Origin of the sequence: Streptacidiphilus sp. MAP12-33 (assembly GCF_041261265.1) — a bacterium.
Taxonomy (GTDB): Bacteria; Actinomycetota; Actinomycetes; order Streptomycetales; family Streptomycetaceae; genus Streptacidiphilus.
Map to the genome: position 1 here is coordinate 24,019 of NZ_JBGCCA010000052.1, position 17,199 is coordinate 41,217.

The following is a 17,199-nucleotide window of genomic DNA, read 5'->3' on the forward strand; positions in this document are numbered from 1 at the left end:
CCCCGCGCCCCTGGAGGCGCTGTGCGCCTCAGGCCGACGGCCGCTGGAGGACCATCATCGACCGGTCGACCAAGCGGAGCGTCTCGCCCGCGCGGACCTTCGCGCCCGTGCCCGGGGCGATCGTCCACGGCAGGGAGGTGTCGACCACCACCTGCCACTCCTGGCCGTGGTTGACCGGCACCACGAACTCCAGCGGCTCGGCGTCCGCGTTGAACAGCAGCAGGAAGGAGTCGTCCGTGATCCGGCCGCCGCGCCGGTCCGGCTCCGAGATCGCGTTGCCGTTCAGGAACACCGTGAGCGACTTGGCGAACGAGGCGCGCCAGTCGCGCGCCGCCATCTCCTGGCCCTCGTTGGTGAACCAGGCGATGTCCGTCAGCTCGTCGTGGGTGCCCGAGACCGGGCGCCCGTGGAAGAAGCGGCGCCGCCGGAAGACCGGATGGTCGCGCCGCAGCCAGACCATGTGCCTTGTGAACTCCAGCAGTTGGCCGGCCGGGCTCTCCTCGTCGAGCAGCGGCCAGCGGACCCAGGAGATCTCGTTGTCCTGGCAGTAGGCGTTGTTGTTGCCGCCCTGGCTGCGGCCGAACTCGTCGCCGTGCAGCAGCATCGGCACGCCCTGGCTGAGCAGCAGCGTGGCGATGAAGTTGCGCTGCTGGCGCGAGCGCAGGCCCAGCACCGTCGGGTCGTCCGTGTCGCCCTCGACGCCGCAGTTCCAGGACCGGTTGAAGCTCTCGCCGTCGCGGTTGTCCTCGCCGTTGGCGTCGTTGTGCTTCTGGTTGTAGGAGACCAGATCCCGCAGGGTGAAACCGTCGTGGCAGGTGACGAAGTTGATGCTGGCGATAGGACGGCGGCCGTCGTCCTGGTACAGGTCGGAGGAGCCCGTCAGGCGCGAGCCGAACTCCGCCAGCGTGGCGTTCTCGCCACGCCACAGGTCGCGCACGGTGTCGCGGTAGCGGCCGTTCCACTCCGTCCACAGCGGGGGGAAGTTGCCGACCTGGTAGCCGCCCTCGCCCAAGTCCCAGGGCTCGGCGATGAGCTTGGCCTGGGAGACCACCGGATCCTGCTGGACCAGGTCGAAGAAGGAGGAGAGCCGGTCCACCTCGTGGAACTGGCGGGCCAGGGTGGCCGCGAGGTCGAAGCGGAAGCCGTCGACGTGCATCTCGGTGACCCAGTAGCGCAGCGAATCCATGATCAGCTGGAGCACGTGCGGGCTGCGCATCAGCAGGCTGTTGCCGGTGCCGGTGGTGTCCTCGTAGTACCGGCGGTCCTCGGCGAGCCGGTAGTAGGAGGGGTTGTCCAGGCCGCGGAAGGCCAGGGTGGGGCCCAGGTGGTTGCCCTCGGCGGTGTGGTTGTAGACCACGTCGAGGATGACCTCGATGCCGGCTGCGTGCAGGGCCTTGACCATCGACTTGAACTCCTGGACCTGCTGGCCGCGGTCGCCGAGGGAGGAGTACGCGCCGTGCGGGGCGAAGAAACCGATGGTGTTGTAGCCCCAGTAGTTGGCCAGACCCAGATCGGTCAGCCGGTGGTCGTCGACGAACTGGTGCACCGGCATCAGCTCCAGCGCGGTGACGCCGAGCTTGACCAGGTGCTCGATCACGGCCGGGTGCGCGATCCCGGCGTAGGTGCCGCGGATGTCCTCCGGGATGCCCGGGTGCACCTTGGTCAGGCCCTTCACGTGGGCCTCGTAGATGACCGTGCGGTGGTAGTCGGTGCGCGGCGGGCGGTCGTTGCCCCAGTCGAAGTACGGGTTCACCACGACCGAGGCCATGGTGTGGGGGGCGGAGTCGAGGTCGTTGCGGCGTTCGGGCGCGCCGAAGTGGTAGCCGTAGACGGACTCGTCCCAGTCGACCCGGCCGCTCATGGCCTTGGCGTACGGGTCCAGCAGCAGCTTGGCGCTGTTGCAGCGCAGCCCGCGGGCCGGGTCGTGCGGCCCGTGGACGCGGAAGCCGTAGCGCTGGCCGGGCTGCACGCCCGGCAGGTAGGCGTGGCGGACGAAGGCGTCCGTCTCGCGCAGCTCGACCGAGGTCTCCGAGCCGTCCTCGGCGAGCAGGCACAGCTCGATCCGTTCCGCCGCCTCGGAGAAGACGGCGAAGTTCGTCCCGGCACCGTCGTAGGTGGCACCCAGGGGGTACGGCTGGCCCGGCCAGACTTGCATGGTCCTCAACCAATCCTGCTCGGGGATCGTGCGCGGTGGGGCGGCCCTCTTGGCGTGATGCCCGGCCCGACAGATCGTCATGTCCGTCTGCATCGTGACGTAGCACACCGGTTCCCATGACAGACTTGCCGGTTCTTCGCCCGAACGAGTGTCTGTCCTCTCTACTGTGAGGGCGACGCGTGTCACCGTGGCGCTCGAACTGCTGCGCCGGTCTCCGGATTGGCAGTAGTCTTGATCGTCCGGGCCGACCCGGACGGCCCGCATCCGGCCGCTCGGCGCGGTAGCGTGTGGGCGCGGCCGATCGGCGCGGCGCTCCGGCGTACGTTCCAACGGTCGTCCAGAGCAAGCGGGATGACGCGGAATAGGGACGGTGAAGTCCGGAATGGTGGTCCCCGACGGGGGTTCCCCGGGGAACGCGGCACGGGGCGACGTTCCCACCGTCGTGGTCCGGACCGGCTCCGGCCGGACCGTTCCGACGCAGTCCGGCCCGCTGGAGCCTTCGCTCGCCTGGCCCACCGGGGCCTGGGAGGAGGCCCGCCTGCGCGTGGGCCGCGCCGGACGTGCCTACGTCTGGCTGAACCTCGTCGAGCAGCGCCTGCGCTCCGTCGTCGCCGAGGTGCTGCGGCCCGTCTACGAGCCGGCCCACGGGGACGACTGGGTCATCGCCGCGGCCGGACCGGCCGGCGAGGAGTGGGTGCAGCGCGCGGGAGCCGTCCGCGAGGTCAGCCGCCGCAAGGGGTATCTGCTCGATCCGGACGACGACGCCCTCGTCGTCTTCCTCACCCTGCCGCAGCTGCGCGAGCTGATGGTGCAGCACTGGCCCTGCTTCGAGCCCTTCCTGGGCGACCGGCGCGAGATAGAGCTGGCGCTGGACGAGCTGGAGGTGGCCCGGCACGTCGTCTCCCGCAACCGCACCCTGACCGAGAACGTCCTCTCCCAGGCCGAGCGCGCCTCCGCGCGGCTGCTGCTCCTGCTCGACGGCGCGGGCCGCGAGGCCGCGGCGGCCGCGAGCACCCACGGGATGCGTGCCCCCGTCGACGCCGTCGAGGAGCTGATCGGCGACCGCTACGCCGATGTGATCGGGGTCCACCAGGACCGGGTCCGGCTCCAGCGCACGCTGCCCGTCGAGGACCTGCTGGCCGGGGCGCGGCGGCTGGACGCCGTCGGCATCGGGCTCAACCTGCTCTGCCAGAACTTCACCGGACGGCGCCTGGTCCAGCTGGCCGACACCGGCTGCCGGATCCGGCTCCTCTTCCTCAACCCCGCGAGCAGCACCCTGCGCAGACGGGAACGCGAACTCGGCCTCGGCCGCGGCGAGCTGGGCAAGCAGGTGGAGACGAACATCATGCACGTGCGCCGGGTCCGTTCCCGGCTGCGTGACGCGGGCGCCTTCGAGATCCGCGTCTACGACGAGCTGCCGCGCGCCTCCGCCTACCTCGTCGACGGGGACAGCCCCGACGGCCTCGGCGTCGTGCAGCCCTACCTGCGGCGCAGCCGGGGCATGGAGTCCCCGGTCCTGGTCCTGCGCGGCGGCTCGGCCGTGCCGCTGGCGCCGGGACGCCCGCCCGAGCCGGGGCTGTTCCAGGTCTACCAGGAGGAGTTCGAGGGCGCCTGGGGCGACTCGCGTCCGGTGTCCTGAGCGGTCCTGCGGCGCCGGCGGACGAGCAGGCGCAGCGTCGTCGGCAGCGCGATCGCGGTGAGCAGCGCACCGACGCAGACCAGGATCCAGTCCCGGTCCTGGAGGCCCATCCCGAACTGCGCGACCCCGGCCACCGACAGGACGGCGCCGACGGCGGCTGCCGACCGCTCCTTGCGGCGCTGCGCCGCCAGCAGACGCTTGGTCAGCGGGCGGAGCGCGCCCAGCGCCGCGTCGAGCTGTTCGGCCACGGCCGCCTGCCGCTCCGGTTGCCCCTCCAGTTCCTGGCAGAGGCGGCCCAGCCGGCCCACCTCCCGCGACTGTTCCACCCACTGGTGGCGCAGAGCCGTCAGCTCGTCCACGGGTCCCCCTCCCGGTTCGGCACCGCTCCAGTGTGGCGCGAGGGGAGCTTCGAGGGGAACCTGCCCGCCGGCCTGTCAGTGCCGCGCGCGATGATGGTGGCCGACGGGACGAGAGGACGCGCTTGATGAGCTGGTTGCACGACATGCTGGTCGGTTTCGACCTGGAGACCACCGGTACGGAGCCCGCCGAGTCACGCATCGTCACGGCCGCCCTGGTGGAGGTCAAGGAGGGCGAGCCGGTCCGCTGCCGCGAGTGGCTGGCCGATCCCGGCGTCGCCATCCCGGCGGAGGCCACGGCGGTCCACGGCATCACCACGCGGCGCGCGGTGGCCGAGGGACGGCCGGCGGGGGACGTGGTGGCCGAGGTCGCGGCGGCGCTGGTCGCCTACTGGCGGGCGGGCATACCCGTGGTGGTCTACAACGCCCCCTTCGACCTCAGCCTGCTGGCGGCGGAGCTGCGGCGGCACGACCTGCCCTCGCTGGAGCGGCAGTTGGGCGGCGCGCCGGTGGGCCCGGTGGTGGACCCGCTGGTGGTGGACCGGGCCCTGGACAGGTACCGCAAGGGTTCGCGCTCGCTGGAGAACGCCTGCGCGGTGTACGGCGTCCGCCTGGACGACGCCCACGAGGCCGGAGCGGACGCGCTGGCCGCGGTCCGGGTCGCCCTCGCCCTCGGCGCACGGTACCCGCGCGAGGCGGGCGAGGTGGAGCCTGCGCTCCTGCACGAGCGCCAGGTGGCCTGGCACGCGCAGTGGGCCTCCGGCCTGGAGGAGTGGCTCCGCACCAAGAAGGACCCGGCAGCCGTCGTCGACCGCTCCTGGCCGGCGCGCTGACCTTGCGCCTCGCCTGAGGTGAGTGCGACCTATGGGCAGGTGATGACCTGGCCGGCCCAGGAGAGGCCGCCGCCGAAGGCGAAGGTGAGGACGGGGGTGCCGGAGGCGAGCTCGCCGGATTCGACGAGCTTGGCGAGTGCCAACGGGACCGACGCCGCCGAGGTGTTGCCCGAGTCGACCACGTCGCGGGCGATCACGACGTCCTCGCGCAGACCGAGGTGCCGGGTCAGCGACTCGATGATGCGCAGGTTCGCCTGGTGCGTGACGACACCCCCGAGCCCGGCCGGCGTCACGCCTGCCCGCGCGCAGGCCTCGCGCGCCATCGCGGGGAGCTCGCTCGTGGCCCAGCGGAAGACCGACTGGCCCTCCTGGGCGAACCGCGGCTGCCACGCGCCCATCAGGCGGACCGCGTCGCCGCGCGTCGGGTCGGAGCCCCAGACGACAGGGCCGATGCCGGCGCGCTCCGTCCCGGTCAGGGAGACGACCGCCGCGCCCGCGCCGTCGCCGAGGAGGATGCAGGTGCTGCGGTCCGTCCACTCCAGCAGGTCGGACATCTTCTCCGCGCCGATCACCAGGGCGTGTCGCGCCGCGCCCGCGCGCAGCGTGTGGTCGGCGGTGGCGAGCGCGGTGCAGAAACCGGCGCAGCCGTTGTTGAGGTCGTAGCAGACGGCGGAGGGGATGCCGAGGCGCGCGGCCACCTGCGCGGCGGTGGAGGGGCAGCGGTCCCGGTTGCTGCAGGTGGCGACGGTGACCAGGCCGATGTCGGCCGGTTCCAGGCCGGAGGAGGCGAGCGCCTTGGCCGCCGCCTCGGCGGCCATGTCGGCGACGGTCTCCTCCTCGGCCGCGATCCGTCGCGTCGCGATCCCGGTGCGCTGGCGGATCCACGCGTCGTTCGTCTCGACGAGCTGTTCGAGGTCGGCGTTGGTGAGGACACGGGAGGGCTGGTAGTGGCCGAGCGCGGTGATGCGGGAACCAGACACGGGTCTTCTCTCCACGGCTAGAGGATCGCTTGATCGTCGGGTGATGGGCGGGAATATAGCAATCGATCGTTCGGAAGCTATATGTGGGGGTCGGTATCATGGCGATTCATGAGCCCTCGGAAGTCCGTCGCTGAAAGCCGCCTGACCCGGCGGCGCATCGTCGACCGCAGCTTGGAGCTCGCCTCGACGGAGGGGCTGGAGGGGCTGACGATCGGTCGGCTGGCCGGTGACCTGGGCATGAGCAAGGCGGGGGTGCTCGGGCACTTCGGCACCAAGGAGAGCCTGCAACTGGCCGTGGTCGACGAGGCGGCCGAGGTCTTCGCGCGCGAGGTGCCCGAACGCGTGCCCCAGGTGCCGGCCGGGCTCGCGCGCCTGCGGGCGATGTGCGAGGCGTGGGTGGCGTACCTGGAGCGCCATGTGCTGCCGGGCGGCTGCTTCTTCACCGCCGCCGCGACCGAGTTCGACGACCGCGGCGGGCCGGTGCGGGACGCGATCGCGGGGATGAGCGCCGTGTGGCAGCGGGACCTGCGGATCCAGGCCCGGCTGGCGGTCCACGGCGGCGAGCTCCCGGCCGACACCGACGTCGGCCAGCTGGTCTACGACCTGGTCGGTGTGATGCTGGCGCTCAACCACTTCCTGCAGCTCCAGGGCGACCGGGCCGCGCCCGAGCGCGCCCGGCGCTCGCTGTGCCGCCTCCTCGGCGCCTGAGCTCCGGCCGACCCGGAGCGCCGGCTCAGGGGTGAATCTCCACCCTGAGCAGGAGACGGATCCACCCGGGGGACGAGGACTTCCGCCCCTGGCGGCAGGCAGGATGATCGAGGCAGACCTGGGGTTGCCGACGGGGAGATCGGTGGCGGGCGCGACGCCGCGTTACTGACTTGCCGGGCGGCAAGTAAGTTCCTTAGGATGCCCACACACTACGAAATTTCCTGCCGTCCGAGCGAGTCGGGTGGCCAGATCGCCCTGCCCACGACCTCACCCGGGGTGGCGGTGATCCATGCCGTGGAGGGGCAATCGACATGTTTCACCGGATCGGACGGGTCGTCGTCCGACACCCGTTCTGGACACTGATCGCATGGATCGTGGCCGCGGTCGCCATCGCGGCCTCGGCACCGACGCTGTCGTCGAACAGTGACGAGAGCAGCTTCCTGCCGAAGAGCTACGAGTCCATCCAGGCGATGGAGCTCCAGCAGTCGGCCTTCCCGTCGAAGTTCACCCCGGGCGCGGAGATCCTGTTCCAGCGCGCCGACGGAAAGCCCCTGACCGCGGCGGACAAGGCCCAGGTCACGGCGATCAACAACGAGCTGTCCGCGAAGAAGGACATCCCGCTCAACCAGGGTGTCTACCCGGCGCCGTTCTCCAAGGACGGCCTGTACGGCCTGGGCATGGTCAACCTCGGCAACAACAGCTCGGACCAGCAGAAGATGTCGGACGCCGCCAAGGCGATCCGCGCGGACGTGGCCGACCTGACCAAGGGCACCGACCTGACCGCCAAGGTCGGCGGTAGCGCGGCCCAGGTCCTGGACCAGGCCGACTCCAACAAGACCGGCCAGGCCATCATCGGCCTGGGCACGTTCGTCATCATCATCCTGGCGATGCTGCTGATCTTCCGGGCGCCGCTGATGGCGATCCTGCCGATCCTGCTGATCGGTGTGGTGCTGGTGGCGGCCAACGGGTTGATCGCCGACGTCACCACGGCGCTCAACCTGTCCTACAACGCCTCGGTCTCCGGCATCCTCATCGTGGTGCTCTTCGGCGTCGGCACGGACTACATCCTGTTCCTGATGTTCCGCTACCGCGAACGCCTGCGCGCCGGTGAGGACCACAAGGAAGCCATGATCAACGCGGTCGGCCGCGTCGGCGAGGCCATCGCCTCCGCCGCCGGCACCGTGATCATCGCCTTCCTCGCGCTGAGCCTGTCGTCCATCTCCTTCCTCAAGCAGATGGGCCCCTCGCTGGCGATCTCCGTCGGTGTCACCCTGCTCGCCGGTCTGACGCTGGTGCCCGCGGTGTTCTCCTGGATCCCGCCGCGTGTCCTGTTCTGGCCGTCGAAGAAGTGGCAGATCGAGCCCGAGGGCTCGCGTTTCGCCGCGATGGGCAACACCGTCAAGCGCCGCCCGGCCCTGGTCGCGGTGGTCTCCGGTGTGCTGATGGTCGCGATCGCCCTGGTCGCCACGACCTACAAGGCGAGCTTCGACTTCGCCTCCGGCTCGATGCCGAAGACCGTGGAGTCGATGGTCGTCCAGGACACCATCACCAAGGCCTACAGCGCCGGTGCCGCCACCCCGACCGACGTCTTCGTGACGAGCTCCACACCGCTCGACAAGAGCGCGGTCGACGCGCTGGGCTCCAAGCTCGACATCTCCGGGGTCGCCAGCGTCGCCCCGGCGAGGTACAACGCCGCGGGCAACACGGCCGACATCAGCGTCGTCTTCAGCAACGACCCCTCCAGCAGCCAGGCCCTCGACACGGTGGCCAAGCTGCGCGACGTCGCCCACGCCAACGCCCCCAACGGGACGAAGGTGCTGGTCGGTGGGATGAGCGCGATCTTCGCGGACATCCAGAAGGCGATCGACCGCGACTACTCCGTGGTCTTCCCGGTCGCCGCGGTCCTGATCATGCTGATCCTCGGTCTGATGCTGCGCAGCGTCGTCGCGCCCTGGTACCTCATGGCCTCGGTCGGCCTCGGCTTCGCCGCCACGCTCGGTGCGACGGTCCTGGTCTTCCAGCACCTGTCCAACCAGGGCGGCCTGATGTTCATGCTGCCGGTCTTCATCTACCTCTTCGTCGTCGCCATCGGGACGGACTACAACATCCTGATGATCTCCCGACTGCGCGAGGAGGCCCGTGAGGGCCGCGAGCCCCGCGAGGCGGCGGCGCAGGCCCTGCGTCACGCCGGTCCGACGGTCGCGGCGGCCGGTGCGATCCTCGCCGGCACCTTCGCCTCGATGATGCTGGCCGGGAACTCGCTCTTCGCGGAGATGGGCTTCTCCATCAGCATCGGCATCGTGATCGCCGCCTTCGTCATGGCGATGTTCTTCACCCCGGCGCTCACCGCGCTGGTCGGCCACGCCGCCTGGTGGCCGGGGCACGCCGACCGCCGCAAGGCGGAGGGCAGCCGGATCGTCGCCTCCTCGGCGGGCACCCGCTCCGAGGACGACGAGCTGGACTCCAGCCGCCGTTGAGCGCGTGTGACTGATTGCGCGTCAGCTCGCTGGCACCACGAAGGGCCGCAGCCGGAACGGCTGCGGCCCTTCGTGCACGGCTGGTAGCCTCGCGGTCATGCCGGAGCTGATCTTGCCGACCACGCGACTGCACGCCTCCTGGCTCGCCGCCCGCGCGGAGTGGCCTCCCGGCGCGCACCAGGACGGCACGGCCCTGCGCCTCGCGACGGATCTGGAGCTGGACACGGAGCAGGGGTTCGCCGCCTGGGTCGAGCGGCTGCTGGTCCAGTCCGACCGGACGCTGCCACTGCCGGAGGGCGCGGTGCACGCCACCCACTGGTGGATCGTCGAGGGCGACGAGTACCTCGGCGCGATCGACCTGCGGCACTACGTCAACCAGTTCCTGTACGACATCGGCGGCCACATCGGCTACAGCGTCCGCCCCTCCGCGCGCGGCCGTGGCGTCGCCACCTGGGCGCTGGCCGCGGTCCTCCCGCACGCCCGCGCGATCGGCCTGCGACGGACCCTGCTGACCTGCGACGACGCGAACGAGGCCTCCGCCCGGACGATCGAGCGCAACGGCGGGGTGCTGGAGGACGTGCGCAAGACCTACGCGCACGGAAAGAAGCGCCGCTACTGGATCGCCCTGTGACGGTCGGTATGACCTCGTTCCGGGACGCGGTCACCGCCTGGGCGGCCGCGGGAGGCGGCGCCGAGGACCCGAACGGCGCGCGGGCGCGTGAGCTGGCCGGGTGCCTGCCGGTGCGGACCGTGGTCCTGCTCGAAGGGCTGAGCGACGTCGCCGCGGTCGAAGCCCTGGCAGAGGCGCACGGCCGGGATCTGGCGGCCGAGGGGGTCTGCGTCCTGCCGATGGGCGGTGCGATGAGTGTGGGCCGCTTCGCGGGCCTGCTCGGCCCGTCCGGCCTGGGTCTGCGGCTGACGGGGCTCTGCGACGAGCAGGAGGCCGGCTACTACGCGCGGGGCTGGGAACGGGCCGGGGCCGATCCGGAGGGGTTCTTCGTCTGCCGGGCGGACCTGGAGGACGAGCTCATCCGCGCGCTGGGCCTCGACGTGGTGCGGGACCTCGTCCGCGCGCAGGGCGACCTGCGCCCCCTGGAGACCTTCCTGAACCAGCCCGCACAGCGCGACCGTCTGCCGCAGCAGCAGTTGCGGCGCTTCTTCGGCACCAAGGGGGGACGCAAGATCCACTATGGCCGCGTCCTGGTCGAGGCGCTGACGGCGGACCGTGTGCCGACACCGCTCGCGGGCCTGTTCGCCACCCTCTGACCGCGCCGAGCTGTCCGGCTACGCCCCGACGGCCAGTGCGGCCGGACGGATTGTCAGTGCTTCGGCATAGCGTTGCAGCAGCAACTCGGCGAGGTCGGGGGACGCGCCGATGGGCGCCGCGACGGCGGGGATGCCCGCCGTCGCGGCCTGGGCCGCGATGCGGTCCGGGAGCAGTCCGGGCGCCAGCAGGTACGGCGCGACGGCGAGGTGGCGCAGGCCCTGGGCGCGCAGGGCGGCGGCTGCCTCGGCGACGGACGGGGGCGCGGCGGAGGCGTGGGCCACCGCCACGCCTCCCCAGCCCGCCGCGCGCTGCCATGCGGCCGCCGTCGCGCGGACGGCCGCGTTCGCGGACGCGTCGGAGGAGCCGGCGGAGGCGAGGACGATGCCGGTGTCGGCGGAGGGCCGCACGCCCGCCTCGGCCAGGCGGCGCTCCAGCGCGCGCCACAACAGCGGGGAGGGGCCGAGCACGTCGGCCTGCTGGACGGTCAGACGGGGCAGCCGGGCGGCCGCCTCCCGCAGCACGCCAGGGATGTCGGTCTTCGCGTGGTAGGCGCGCGCCAGCAGCATCGGCACCGCGACGACGGGCGCCTGCCCCTCCTCGGCCAGCTGCTCCAGCGCACGCGGGATGCGCGGGGCACAGTGGTCGAGATAGCCGACGCGCGCGTCCAGCCCCGGGCGCAGGGCCCGGAGCCGGCCGGCGAGCGCGTCCATCGTCGCGGCGTGCCGCGGGTCGCGGCTGCCGTGCGCGAGGAGGAGCAGGCGGGGCGTCGTCATCGGTGTCATGGTCGTCCGGCCTAGCGCTTGGCGGCCAGCAGGCCGCGGGAGCGCAGCACGCGTCGCTCGATCGGGTTGAAGATGAGCAGTTCGATCCCGATGCCGACGAGCAGGATGAGAATGATCGTGGCGAGGACCCCGGGCATGTCGAGGTTCTGCCGGGAGAACTCCAGCTGCGCGCCGAGGCCGAGGCCGAGTGCGGGGGAGCTGGCGATGAGTTCGGCGGCCATCAGCGAACGCCAGGAGAAGGCCCAGCCCTGCTTGAGTCCGGCGACGTAGCCGGGCAGTGCGGCCGGCAGCAGGACGTGCCAGACGCCGCGCAGGCCGGTGGCGCCGAGGGTGCGGCCGGCCCGCAGGTAGAGCGGCTGCACCTGGTCGACGCCGGCCACGAGGCCGTTGGCGATCGAGGGCACGGCGCCGAGCAGCACGACGGCGTAGATGGTGGCGTTGGACAGCCCGAACCAGATGACGGCGGCGGGCACCCAGGCGACCGACGGGATCGACTGGAGGCCCGACAGGATCGGGCCGATCGCGGCCCGGACGAACTTGACCCGGGCGACCAGCAGGCCGATCGGGGTGCCGATGAGGACGGAGACCAGGAACCCGAGCACACCGCGCGAGAGGGAGGTCCAGATGACCGAGAGGATGGTCCCCTGCAACCACTGGTCGTGCAGGCTGTTCCACACGTCCAGCGGGCTGGGCAGCAGGTCCGGGCGCTTGATGTGCGCGGAGTACGCGAGCTGCCACACCAGCAGCACCAGCGCGATGGCGATCAGCGGCGGCAGCACCTTGCCGGTGAGGACCTTGACGAACGGGGTCCGTTCGACGGTCTGGGTCTCCAGGGCGTCCAGGCCGGCGCTGATGTCGGAGACGTCCGAGGCCGGCTTCGAGGTCGCCTCGGTGGGCTTGAGGTCAGTGCTGGACATGGCGGCGGATCTCCCCTCGGAGCTTGTCGGTGATCTCCACCGCGAGGTCGGCGACGCCGGCCGACTCGATACGGCGCGGCTGCGGCAGGTCGATGTCCCACTCCTGGGCGATGCGCCCGGGCCGGGAGGAGAGCAGCACCACGCGCTGGGCGAGGCGGACGGCCTCGCGCACGTTGTGGGTGACGAACAGGACGGAGAGGTTCGTCTCTTCCCAGATCTGGATGAGCTCCTCGTGCAGCACGTCGCGGGTGATCGCGTCGAGCGCGGCGAACGGCTCGTCCATCAGCAGGACCTTGGCGTCCTGGGCCAGGGCGCGGGCCATGGCCACGCGCTGGCGCATGCCGCCGGAGAGCTCGTGGATGCGCTTGCCGTGGGCGCCGCCGAGGCGCACCAGCTCCAGCAGGCGCTGGGCCTCGGTGCGGCGCTCGCCGCGCGGCACGCCGCGCAGGCGCAGGGCGAGCTCGATGTTCTGGCCGGCGGTCAGCCAGGGGAAGAGCGCGTGCTCCTGGAACATCAGCGCGGCCCGCCCGCCGGGCACCTCGATGGAGCCGGAGGTCGGCTGGTCCAGCCCCGCGACGAGGTTCAGCAGGGTGGACTTGCCGCAGCCGGAGGCGCCGAGGAGGCAGACGAACTCGCCCGGGGCGACGTTCAGGCTGATGTCGTCCAGGACGACGTGGGCCGCGGTGTTGCGGCCGAAGGACTTGGTGACGTGGTCGAGCCGGACGGCGGTGTCGACCACGGGGGTGGCCTCGGTCAGCAGGGCGGTCATGCGGTCACCTCCTGGTGCTGGCTGCGGATGGGGGAAGACTGTGGCCGAAGGCCGCTCCGGTCCGGGCTGACTGGGCATCGACGCGGACCGGAGCGTCCTTCGGAGCTGGGGTGGGCTACTGGGCGCCCAGTCCGCCGGCTGAGACGGTGGGCTTGCCCTCGGCGGTGAGGACCTGGTTGAGCGGGGTCAGGTCGTAGATGCCGGTGAGGTCGGGCTGCTTGATGAAGCCGGCGGTGACGGCGTGCTGGGCCTCGGCCTGGAGGGAGGCGGCGAGCGGGTCGTCGGTGACGGTGAGCTCGCTCCAGGCGGCGTCCAGGACCTTGGTGGACAGGGCCTTGCCGGTGAGGGCCTTCAGGGCGGCGTTGGCGTCGGTCCTGGCCTGGGCGGGGTTGGCCTGGATCCAGGCGTTGGTGTCGACGGAGGCCTTCAGGACGGCCTTGACGACGTCGGGGTGGGCCGTCAGGAAGGTCTGGGAGACGATGACGTTGGTGGAGACGAACTGGTTGTTCGGCCACAGGGTCTTCTCGTCGAGGAGGATCCTGGCGCCTTCGGAGACGAGCTTGGAGGCGGTTGGCTCGGGGACCCAGGCGCCGTCGATCTGGCCGGCGGCGTAGGCGGCGGGCGTGAGGGAGTTGTCGGTGCGGATGACGGAGACGTCGCCCGCGCCGGTCTTGGGGTCCTCCTTGTAGCCCTTGCCCGCGAGGTAGTTGAGCAGGGCGACGTCCTGGGTGTTGCCGGCCTGGGGGGTGGCGATCTTCTTGCCCTTGAGGTCGGCCAGGGTCTTGATGGTGGCGGGGTTGACGACGAGTTCGGCGCCGCCGGAGGTGGCCCCGGAGATGATCTTCAGGGCGGCGCCGTGGGACTTGACGTAGCCGTTGATGGCGGGGGAGGGGCCGATCCAGGCGATGTCGATGGCGCCGGAGTTGAGGGCCTCGATCTCGCTGGGGCCGGCGTTGAAGATCTGCGTGGCGATCTTCGTGCCGCCCAGGGCCTGCTGGAACTTCCCGTCCTGGATGCCGATCAGCGGGGTGGCGTGCGTCAGGTTGGCGAAGTAGCCGATGTGCACGGTGCTCGCCGACAACGCCGGACCCGACGCGGCCGAGGAGGCGGAACTGTTGTCAGAGGACGAGGTGGCGGCCTGCGAGCCGTAGCCGCACGCGGTCAGCAGCCCGGCGGCGGTCACGGCGGCGACGCCGGCCAGGGCGGCTCGTCTGATCCGGGTGGTGCGGGGCGAGCGGGAGCGCTGCGACATGGGAGAGGTTCCTCACGGGATGAGTGGCGAAGTCTTCGGTCAGGGACAGGCGGTGCGGCTGCGTGCGACGCGGGGCAGGTGCCCTCGCGTCAGCGGCACATCGGTCGACAGGCGCCGATGGCGCCGCGGCCGGCCCCGAGCGCGCCGCTGCCGACGCGCCCGCCTTCCTTCGCGAAGAGCGAGTAAGCCTCGCCACTCATCGTGTGATGACCCTTCATCAGAACCGTTGTCGAGGCCGCGGCCTCAGAACGCCTCGCCCGCCATGCCGGCGGTGAGGGTGGTGCCGTCGGCCTGGTCGATCAGCAGGAACGAGCCGGTGCGGCGGTTGCTGCGGTAGTCGTCCAGGGCCAGGGGCTCGGCGGTGCGCAGCACCACGCGGCCCAGGTCGTTGACGTTCAGGCTGCCCGGGCGCTCGATCTGCTCCAGGGTGTCCACCGAGATCGCGTAGGGGATGTCCTTGACGATCGCCCGCACGGTCCGGGTGGTGTGCTTGAGCAGCACCTTGTCGCCGACGCGCAGCGGGCGCTCGTTCAGGTGCGCCACCGTGGCGGCGACGTCCTGCGTCGGCTCGGGGGCGGGCCCGGCCGCGATCAGGTCGCCACGGGAGATGTCGATGTCCTCGGCCAGGCGGACCGTCACCGACTGCGGTGCCCAGGCGATGTCGCGCTCCTCGCCGAGCACGTCGATCCCGGCGACGGTGGTGGTGATCCCGGCCGGCAGCACGGTCACCGTGTCGCCGGTGCGCAGCACGCCGGAGGCGAGCTGGCCGGCGTAGCCGCGGTAGTCGGGGTTGTCGGCCGACTGCGGGCGGATCACGTACTGCACCGGGAACCGGGCCGGCTCCTCGCTGGGGTCGGAGCCGACCGGCACCGTCTCCAGGTGCTCCAGCAGGGTGGGGCCGCCGTACCAGTCCATGTTCGCGGACGGCTCGACGACGTTGTCGCCGGCCAGCGCGCTGATCGGGACCGCGACGACGTCGCTGACGCCGAGCGAGGCGGCGTAGGCGCCGAACTCCTCGGCGATCGCGGCGAAGACGGGCTCGGCGTAGTCGACCAGGTCCATCTTGTTCACGGCCAGCACCACGTGCGGCACGCGCAGCAGGGCGGCGACGGCCGCGTGGCGGCGGGTCTGCTCGACCACGCCGTTGCGGGCGTCGACCAGCACGACCGCCAGCTCGGCGGTCGAGGCGCCGGTGACCATGTTGCGGGTGTACTGCACGTGCCCCGGGGTGTCGGCCAGGATGAACCGGCGACGCGCGGTGGCGAAGTAGCGGTAGGCCACGTCGATGGTGATGCCCTGCTCGCGCTCGGCGCGCAGGCCGTCGGTCAGCAGCGCCAGGTCGGGCGCCTCCTGGCCCCGCTTGCGCGAGGCGTGCTCGACGGCCTCCAGCTGGTCGGCCAGCACCGACTTGGAGTCGTGCAGCAGCCGTCCCACCAGGGTGGACTTGCCGTCGTCGACGGAGCCGGCCGTGGCGAAGCGCAGCAGCGAGGTGGCGGTGATCTCGTCCGCGGTCACAGTCATGGTTAGAAGTACCCCTCGCGCTTGCGGTCTTCCATGGCGGCCTCGGACATCTTGTCGTCCGCGCGGGTGGCGCCACGCTCGGTCAGGCGGCTCGCGGCGATCTCGGTGATCACGGCAGCGATCGTGTCGGCGTCGGAGTCGACGGCGCCGGTGCAGGACATGTCGCCGACCGTGCGGTAGCGCACCAGGCGCCGCTCCACGGTCTCGTCCTCCTTGGGGCCGCCCCACTCACCGGCGGTCAGCCACATGCCGTTGCGGGCGAACACCTCGCGCTCGTGGGCGTAGTAGATCTCGGGGAGGTCGATCTTCTCCCGCTCGATGTACTGCCACACGTCCAGCTCGGTCCAGTTGGACAGCGGGAAGACGCGCACGTGCTCGCCGACCGCGTGGCGGCCGTTGTAGAGCGACCACAGCTCGGGGCGCTGACGGCGCGGGTCCCAGGCGCCGAACTCGTCGCGCAGCGAGAAGACGCGCTCCTTGGCCCGCGCCTTCTCCTCGTCGCGGCGGCCGCCGCCGAAGACGGCGTCGAAACGGCCCGTCTCGATGGCGTCCAGCAGCGGGACGGTCTGCAGCGGGTTGCGGGTGCCGTCCGGGCGCTCGCGCAGCCGGCCGTTGTCGATGAACTCCTGCACCGAGGCGACGTGCAGACGCAGGCCGTGCTCGGCCACCGTCCGGTCGCGGTACTCGATGACCTCGGGGAAGTTGTGCCCGGTGTCCACGTGCAGCAGCGCGAACGGCACCGGCGCGGGCGCGAACGCCTTCAGCGCCAGGTGCAGCATCACGATCGAGTCCTTGCCGCCGGAGAAGAGGATCACCGGGTTCTCGAACTCGCCCGCGACCTCGCGGAAGATGTGGACCGCCTCGGCCTCCAGCGCGTCCAGGTGCGACAGCGCGTAGGGGTTGTCCTGCGCGGCGGCGGGCAGGGAGATTGCGGTGGTCACGCCAGTCCCCTCTCGGTCAGCAGAGCGTGCAGGGCGGCGGCGGACTCGGCCACCGTCTGGGTGTGCGCCTCGATGCGCAGGTCGGGGAAGGCCGGGGCCTCGTAGGGGTCGTCCACGCCGGTCAGACCGGAGATCTCACCGGCTGCCTGCTTGGCGTACAGGCCCTTCACGTCCCGCTCGGAGCAGACCTCGACCGGGGTGGCGACGTGCACCTCCAGGTAGGCGGTGTGCTGCGTGGCGTGGCGGGCGGCGACGGCGGCGCGGGAGTCGGCGTAGGGCGCGATCACCGGGGCGAGGACCTTGACGCCGTTGGAGGCCAGCAGCTCGGCGACGAAGCCGATCCGCTGGATGTTGGTGTCGCGGTCCGCGCGGGTGAAGCCGAGGCCGCGCGAGAGGAACTCGCGGATCTCGTCGCCGTCGAGGATCTCCACGCGGTGCCCCTCGGCGCGCAGGCGCTCGGCCAGCGCGGAGGCGATCGTGGTCTTCCCGGCGCTGGGCAGGCCGGTCAGCCACACGGTGGCGCCGCAGGCCTGCACGGCGGCCGCCGTGGAGGCCGCCGGTGCGTCAGCTGTGGTGGTCATGAAGGTCTGCTCCAGTGATGG

The 17,199-nt window shown here is 71.7% G+C and carries 16 protein-coding genes; 6 read left to right on the forward strand and 10 right to left on the reverse strand.

Annotated elements, in window-relative coordinates; genetic code table 11:
- Window positions 1–28 precede the first annotated feature (28 nt).
- Window positions 29–2,155, reverse strand: a complete 2,127-nt coding sequence (gene glgX, locus ABH931_RS36545; RefSeq protein ID WP_370123615.1) for a glycogen debranching protein GlgX — start codon at window positions 2,153–2,155, stop codon at window positions 29–31.
- A 382-nt stretch (window positions 2,156–2,537) separates the two neighbouring features.
- Here glgX and ABH931_RS36550 point away from each other — a divergent pair, with 382 nt between their 5' ends.
- A complete protein-coding gene (locus tag ABH931_RS36550; protein ID WP_370123618.1) occupies window positions 2,538–3,794 on the forward strand; it encodes an SAV2148 family HEPN domain-containing protein in 1,257 nt (418 codons plus the stop codon).
- Here the strand turns inward: ABH931_RS36550 and ABH931_RS36555 are convergent.
- Window positions 3,743–4,153, reverse strand: a complete 411-nt coding sequence (locus ABH931_RS36555; RefSeq protein ID WP_370123519.1) for a hypothetical protein — start codon at window positions 4,151–4,153, stop codon at window positions 3,743–3,745. The genes ABH931_RS36550 and ABH931_RS36555 overlap by 52 nt on opposite strands.
- A gap of 125 nt (window positions 4,154–4,278) precedes the next feature.
- Here ABH931_RS36555 and ABH931_RS36560 point away from each other — a divergent pair, with 125 nt between their 5' ends.
- Complete coding sequence (locus tag ABH931_RS36560) at window positions 4,279–4,983, forward strand: exonuclease domain-containing protein (protein ID WP_370123522.1); 705 nt, start codon at window positions 4,279–4,281, stop codon at window positions 4,981–4,983.
- Between the two features lie 29 nt (window positions 4,984–5,012).
- Here the strand turns inward: ABH931_RS36560 and ABH931_RS36565 are convergent, their stop codons facing one another.
- Entirely contained in the window at window positions 5,013–5,963 is a 951-nt protein-coding gene (locus tag ABH931_RS36565; protein WP_370123525.1) for a beta-ketoacyl-ACP synthase III, read from the reverse strand.
- A gap of 108 nt (window positions 5,964–6,071) precedes the next feature.
- Here ABH931_RS36565 and ABH931_RS36570 point away from each other — a divergent pair, with 108 nt between their 5' ends.
- From ABH931_RS36570 to ABH931_RS36585, 4 genes are all read left to right on the forward strand, one after another.
- Window positions 6,072–6,671, forward strand: coding sequence for a TetR/AcrR family transcriptional regulator (locus tag ABH931_RS36570; protein WP_370123528.1), 600 nt, complete (start codon window positions 6,072–6,074; stop codon window positions 6,669–6,671).
- Between the two features lie 311 nt (window positions 6,672–6,982).
- Window positions 6,983–9,148 carry an MMPL family transporter gene (locus ABH931_RS36575; protein WP_370123530.1) on the forward strand — a complete coding sequence of 722 codons (2,166 nt, stop codon included), beginning with the start codon at window positions 6,983–6,985 and terminating at the stop codon, window positions 9,146–9,148.
- Window positions 9,149–9,245: 97 nt separating this feature from the next.
- Window positions 9,246–9,779: a GNAT family N-acetyltransferase gene (locus ABH931_RS36580; RefSeq protein ID WP_370123533.1), complete on the forward strand. Its 534-nt coding sequence runs from the start codon at window positions 9,246–9,248 to the stop codon at window positions 9,777–9,779.
- Window positions 9,780–9,787: 8 nt separating this feature from the next.
- Entirely contained in the window at window positions 9,788–10,414 is a 627-nt protein-coding gene (locus tag ABH931_RS36585) for a TOPRIM nucleotidyl transferase/hydrolase domain-containing protein (protein ID WP_370123621.1), read from the forward strand.
- An 18-nt stretch (window positions 10,415–10,432) separates the two neighbouring features.
- Here the strand turns inward: ABH931_RS36585 and ABH931_RS36590 are convergent, their stop codons facing one another.
- The 7 genes from ABH931_RS36590 to cysC form a co-directional block, all read right to left on the reverse strand.
- Window positions 10,433–11,188 carry a sirohydrochlorin chelatase gene (locus ABH931_RS36590; protein ID WP_370123536.1) on the reverse strand — a complete coding sequence of 252 codons (756 nt, stop codon included), beginning with the start codon at window positions 11,186–11,188 and terminating at the stop codon, window positions 10,433–10,435.
- A 20-nt stretch (window positions 11,189–11,208) separates the two neighbouring features.
- Window positions 11,209–12,114, reverse strand: coding sequence for an ABC transporter permease (locus ABH931_RS36595; protein WP_370123539.1), 906 nt, complete (start codon window positions 12,112–12,114; stop codon window positions 11,209–11,211).
- Window positions 12,101–12,883, reverse strand: a complete 783-nt coding sequence (locus tag ABH931_RS36600) for an ABC transporter ATP-binding protein (protein ID WP_370123542.1) — start codon at window positions 12,881–12,883, stop codon at window positions 12,101–12,103. Before ABH931_RS36600 ends, ABH931_RS36595 begins: the two co-directional genes overlap by 14 nt.
- 115 nt (window positions 12,884–12,998) lie before the next feature.
- Window positions 12,999–14,135 (reverse strand): aliphatic sulfonate ABC transporter substrate-binding protein, encoded by a 1,137-nt coding sequence (locus ABH931_RS36605; protein ID WP_370123545.1) that lies wholly within the window; start codon window positions 14,133–14,135, stop codon window positions 12,999–13,001.
- Between the two features lie 243 nt (window positions 14,136–14,378).
- On the reverse strand, window positions 14,379–15,656 hold the full coding sequence (locus tag ABH931_RS36610; RefSeq protein WP_370123548.1) for a sulfate adenylyltransferase subunit 1: 1,278 nt from the start codon (window positions 15,654–15,656) through the stop codon (window positions 14,379–14,381).
- Between the two features lie 2 nt (window positions 15,657–15,658).
- Window positions 15,659–16,597 carry a sulfate adenylyltransferase subunit CysD gene (gene cysD / locus ABH931_RS36615; protein WP_370123551.1) on the reverse strand — a complete coding sequence of 313 codons (939 nt, stop codon included), beginning with the start codon at window positions 16,595–16,597 and terminating at the stop codon, window positions 15,659–15,661.
- Window positions 16,594–17,178 (reverse strand): adenylyl-sulfate kinase, encoded by a 585-nt coding sequence (cysC, locus tag ABH931_RS36620; protein ID WP_370123554.1) that lies wholly within the window; start codon window positions 17,176–17,178, stop codon window positions 16,594–16,596. Before cysC ends, cysD begins: the two co-directional genes overlap by 4 nt.
- Between the last annotated feature and the right edge of the window lie 21 nt (window positions 17,179–17,199).

What these genes read in the sequence shown, in the direction of transcription:
- glgX (WP_370123615.1), bottom strand. Translation starts at nt 2,155, where the DNA reads ATGCAAGTCTGGCCGGGCCAGCCGTACCCCCTGGGTGCCACCTACGAC.
- ABH931_RS36550 (WP_370123618.1), top strand. Translation starts at nt 2,538, where the DNA reads ATGGTGGTCCCCGACGGGGGTTCCCCGGGGAACGCGGCACGGGGCGAC.
- ABH931_RS36560 (WP_370123522.1), top strand. Translation starts at nt 4,279, where the DNA reads ATGAGCTGGTTGCACGACATGCTGGTCGGTTTCGACCTGGAGACCACC.
- ABH931_RS36570 (WP_370123528.1), top strand. Translation starts at nt 6,072, where the DNA reads ATGAGCCCTCGGAAGTCCGTCGCTGAAAGCCGCCTGACCCGGCGGCGC.
- ABH931_RS36575 (WP_370123530.1), top strand. Translation starts at nt 6,983, where the DNA reads ATGTTTCACCGGATCGGACGGGTCGTCGTCCGACACCCGTTCTGGACA.
- ABH931_RS36580 (WP_370123533.1), top strand. Translation starts at nt 9,246, where the DNA reads ATGCCGGAGCTGATCTTGCCGACCACGCGACTGCACGCCTCCTGGCTC.
- ABH931_RS36585 (WP_370123621.1), top strand. Translation starts at nt 9,788, where the DNA reads ATGACCTCGTTCCGGGACGCGGTCACCGCCTGGGCGGCCGCGGGAGGC.
- ABH931_RS36590 (WP_370123536.1), bottom strand. Translation starts at nt 11,188, where the DNA reads ATGACGACGCCCCGCCTGCTCCTCCTCGCGCACGGCAGCCGCGACCCG.
- ABH931_RS36595 (WP_370123539.1), bottom strand. Translation starts at nt 12,114, where the DNA reads ATGTCCAGCACTGACCTCAAGCCCACCGAGGCGACCTCGAAGCCGGCC.
- ABH931_RS36600 (WP_370123542.1), bottom strand. Translation starts at nt 12,883, where the DNA reads ATGACCGCCCTGCTGACCGAGGCCACCCCCGTGGTCGACACCGCCGTC.
- ABH931_RS36605 (WP_370123545.1), bottom strand. Translation starts at nt 14,135, where the DNA reads ATGTCGCAGCGCTCCCGCTCGCCCCGCACCACCCGGATCAGACGAGCC.
- ABH931_RS36610 (WP_370123548.1), bottom strand. Translation starts at nt 15,656, where the DNA reads ATGACTGTGACCGCGGACGAGATCACCGCCACCTCGCTGCTGCGCTTC.
- cysC (WP_370123554.1), bottom strand. Translation starts at nt 17,178, where the DNA reads ATGACCACCACAGCTGACGCACCGGCGGCCTCCACGGCGGCCGCCGTG.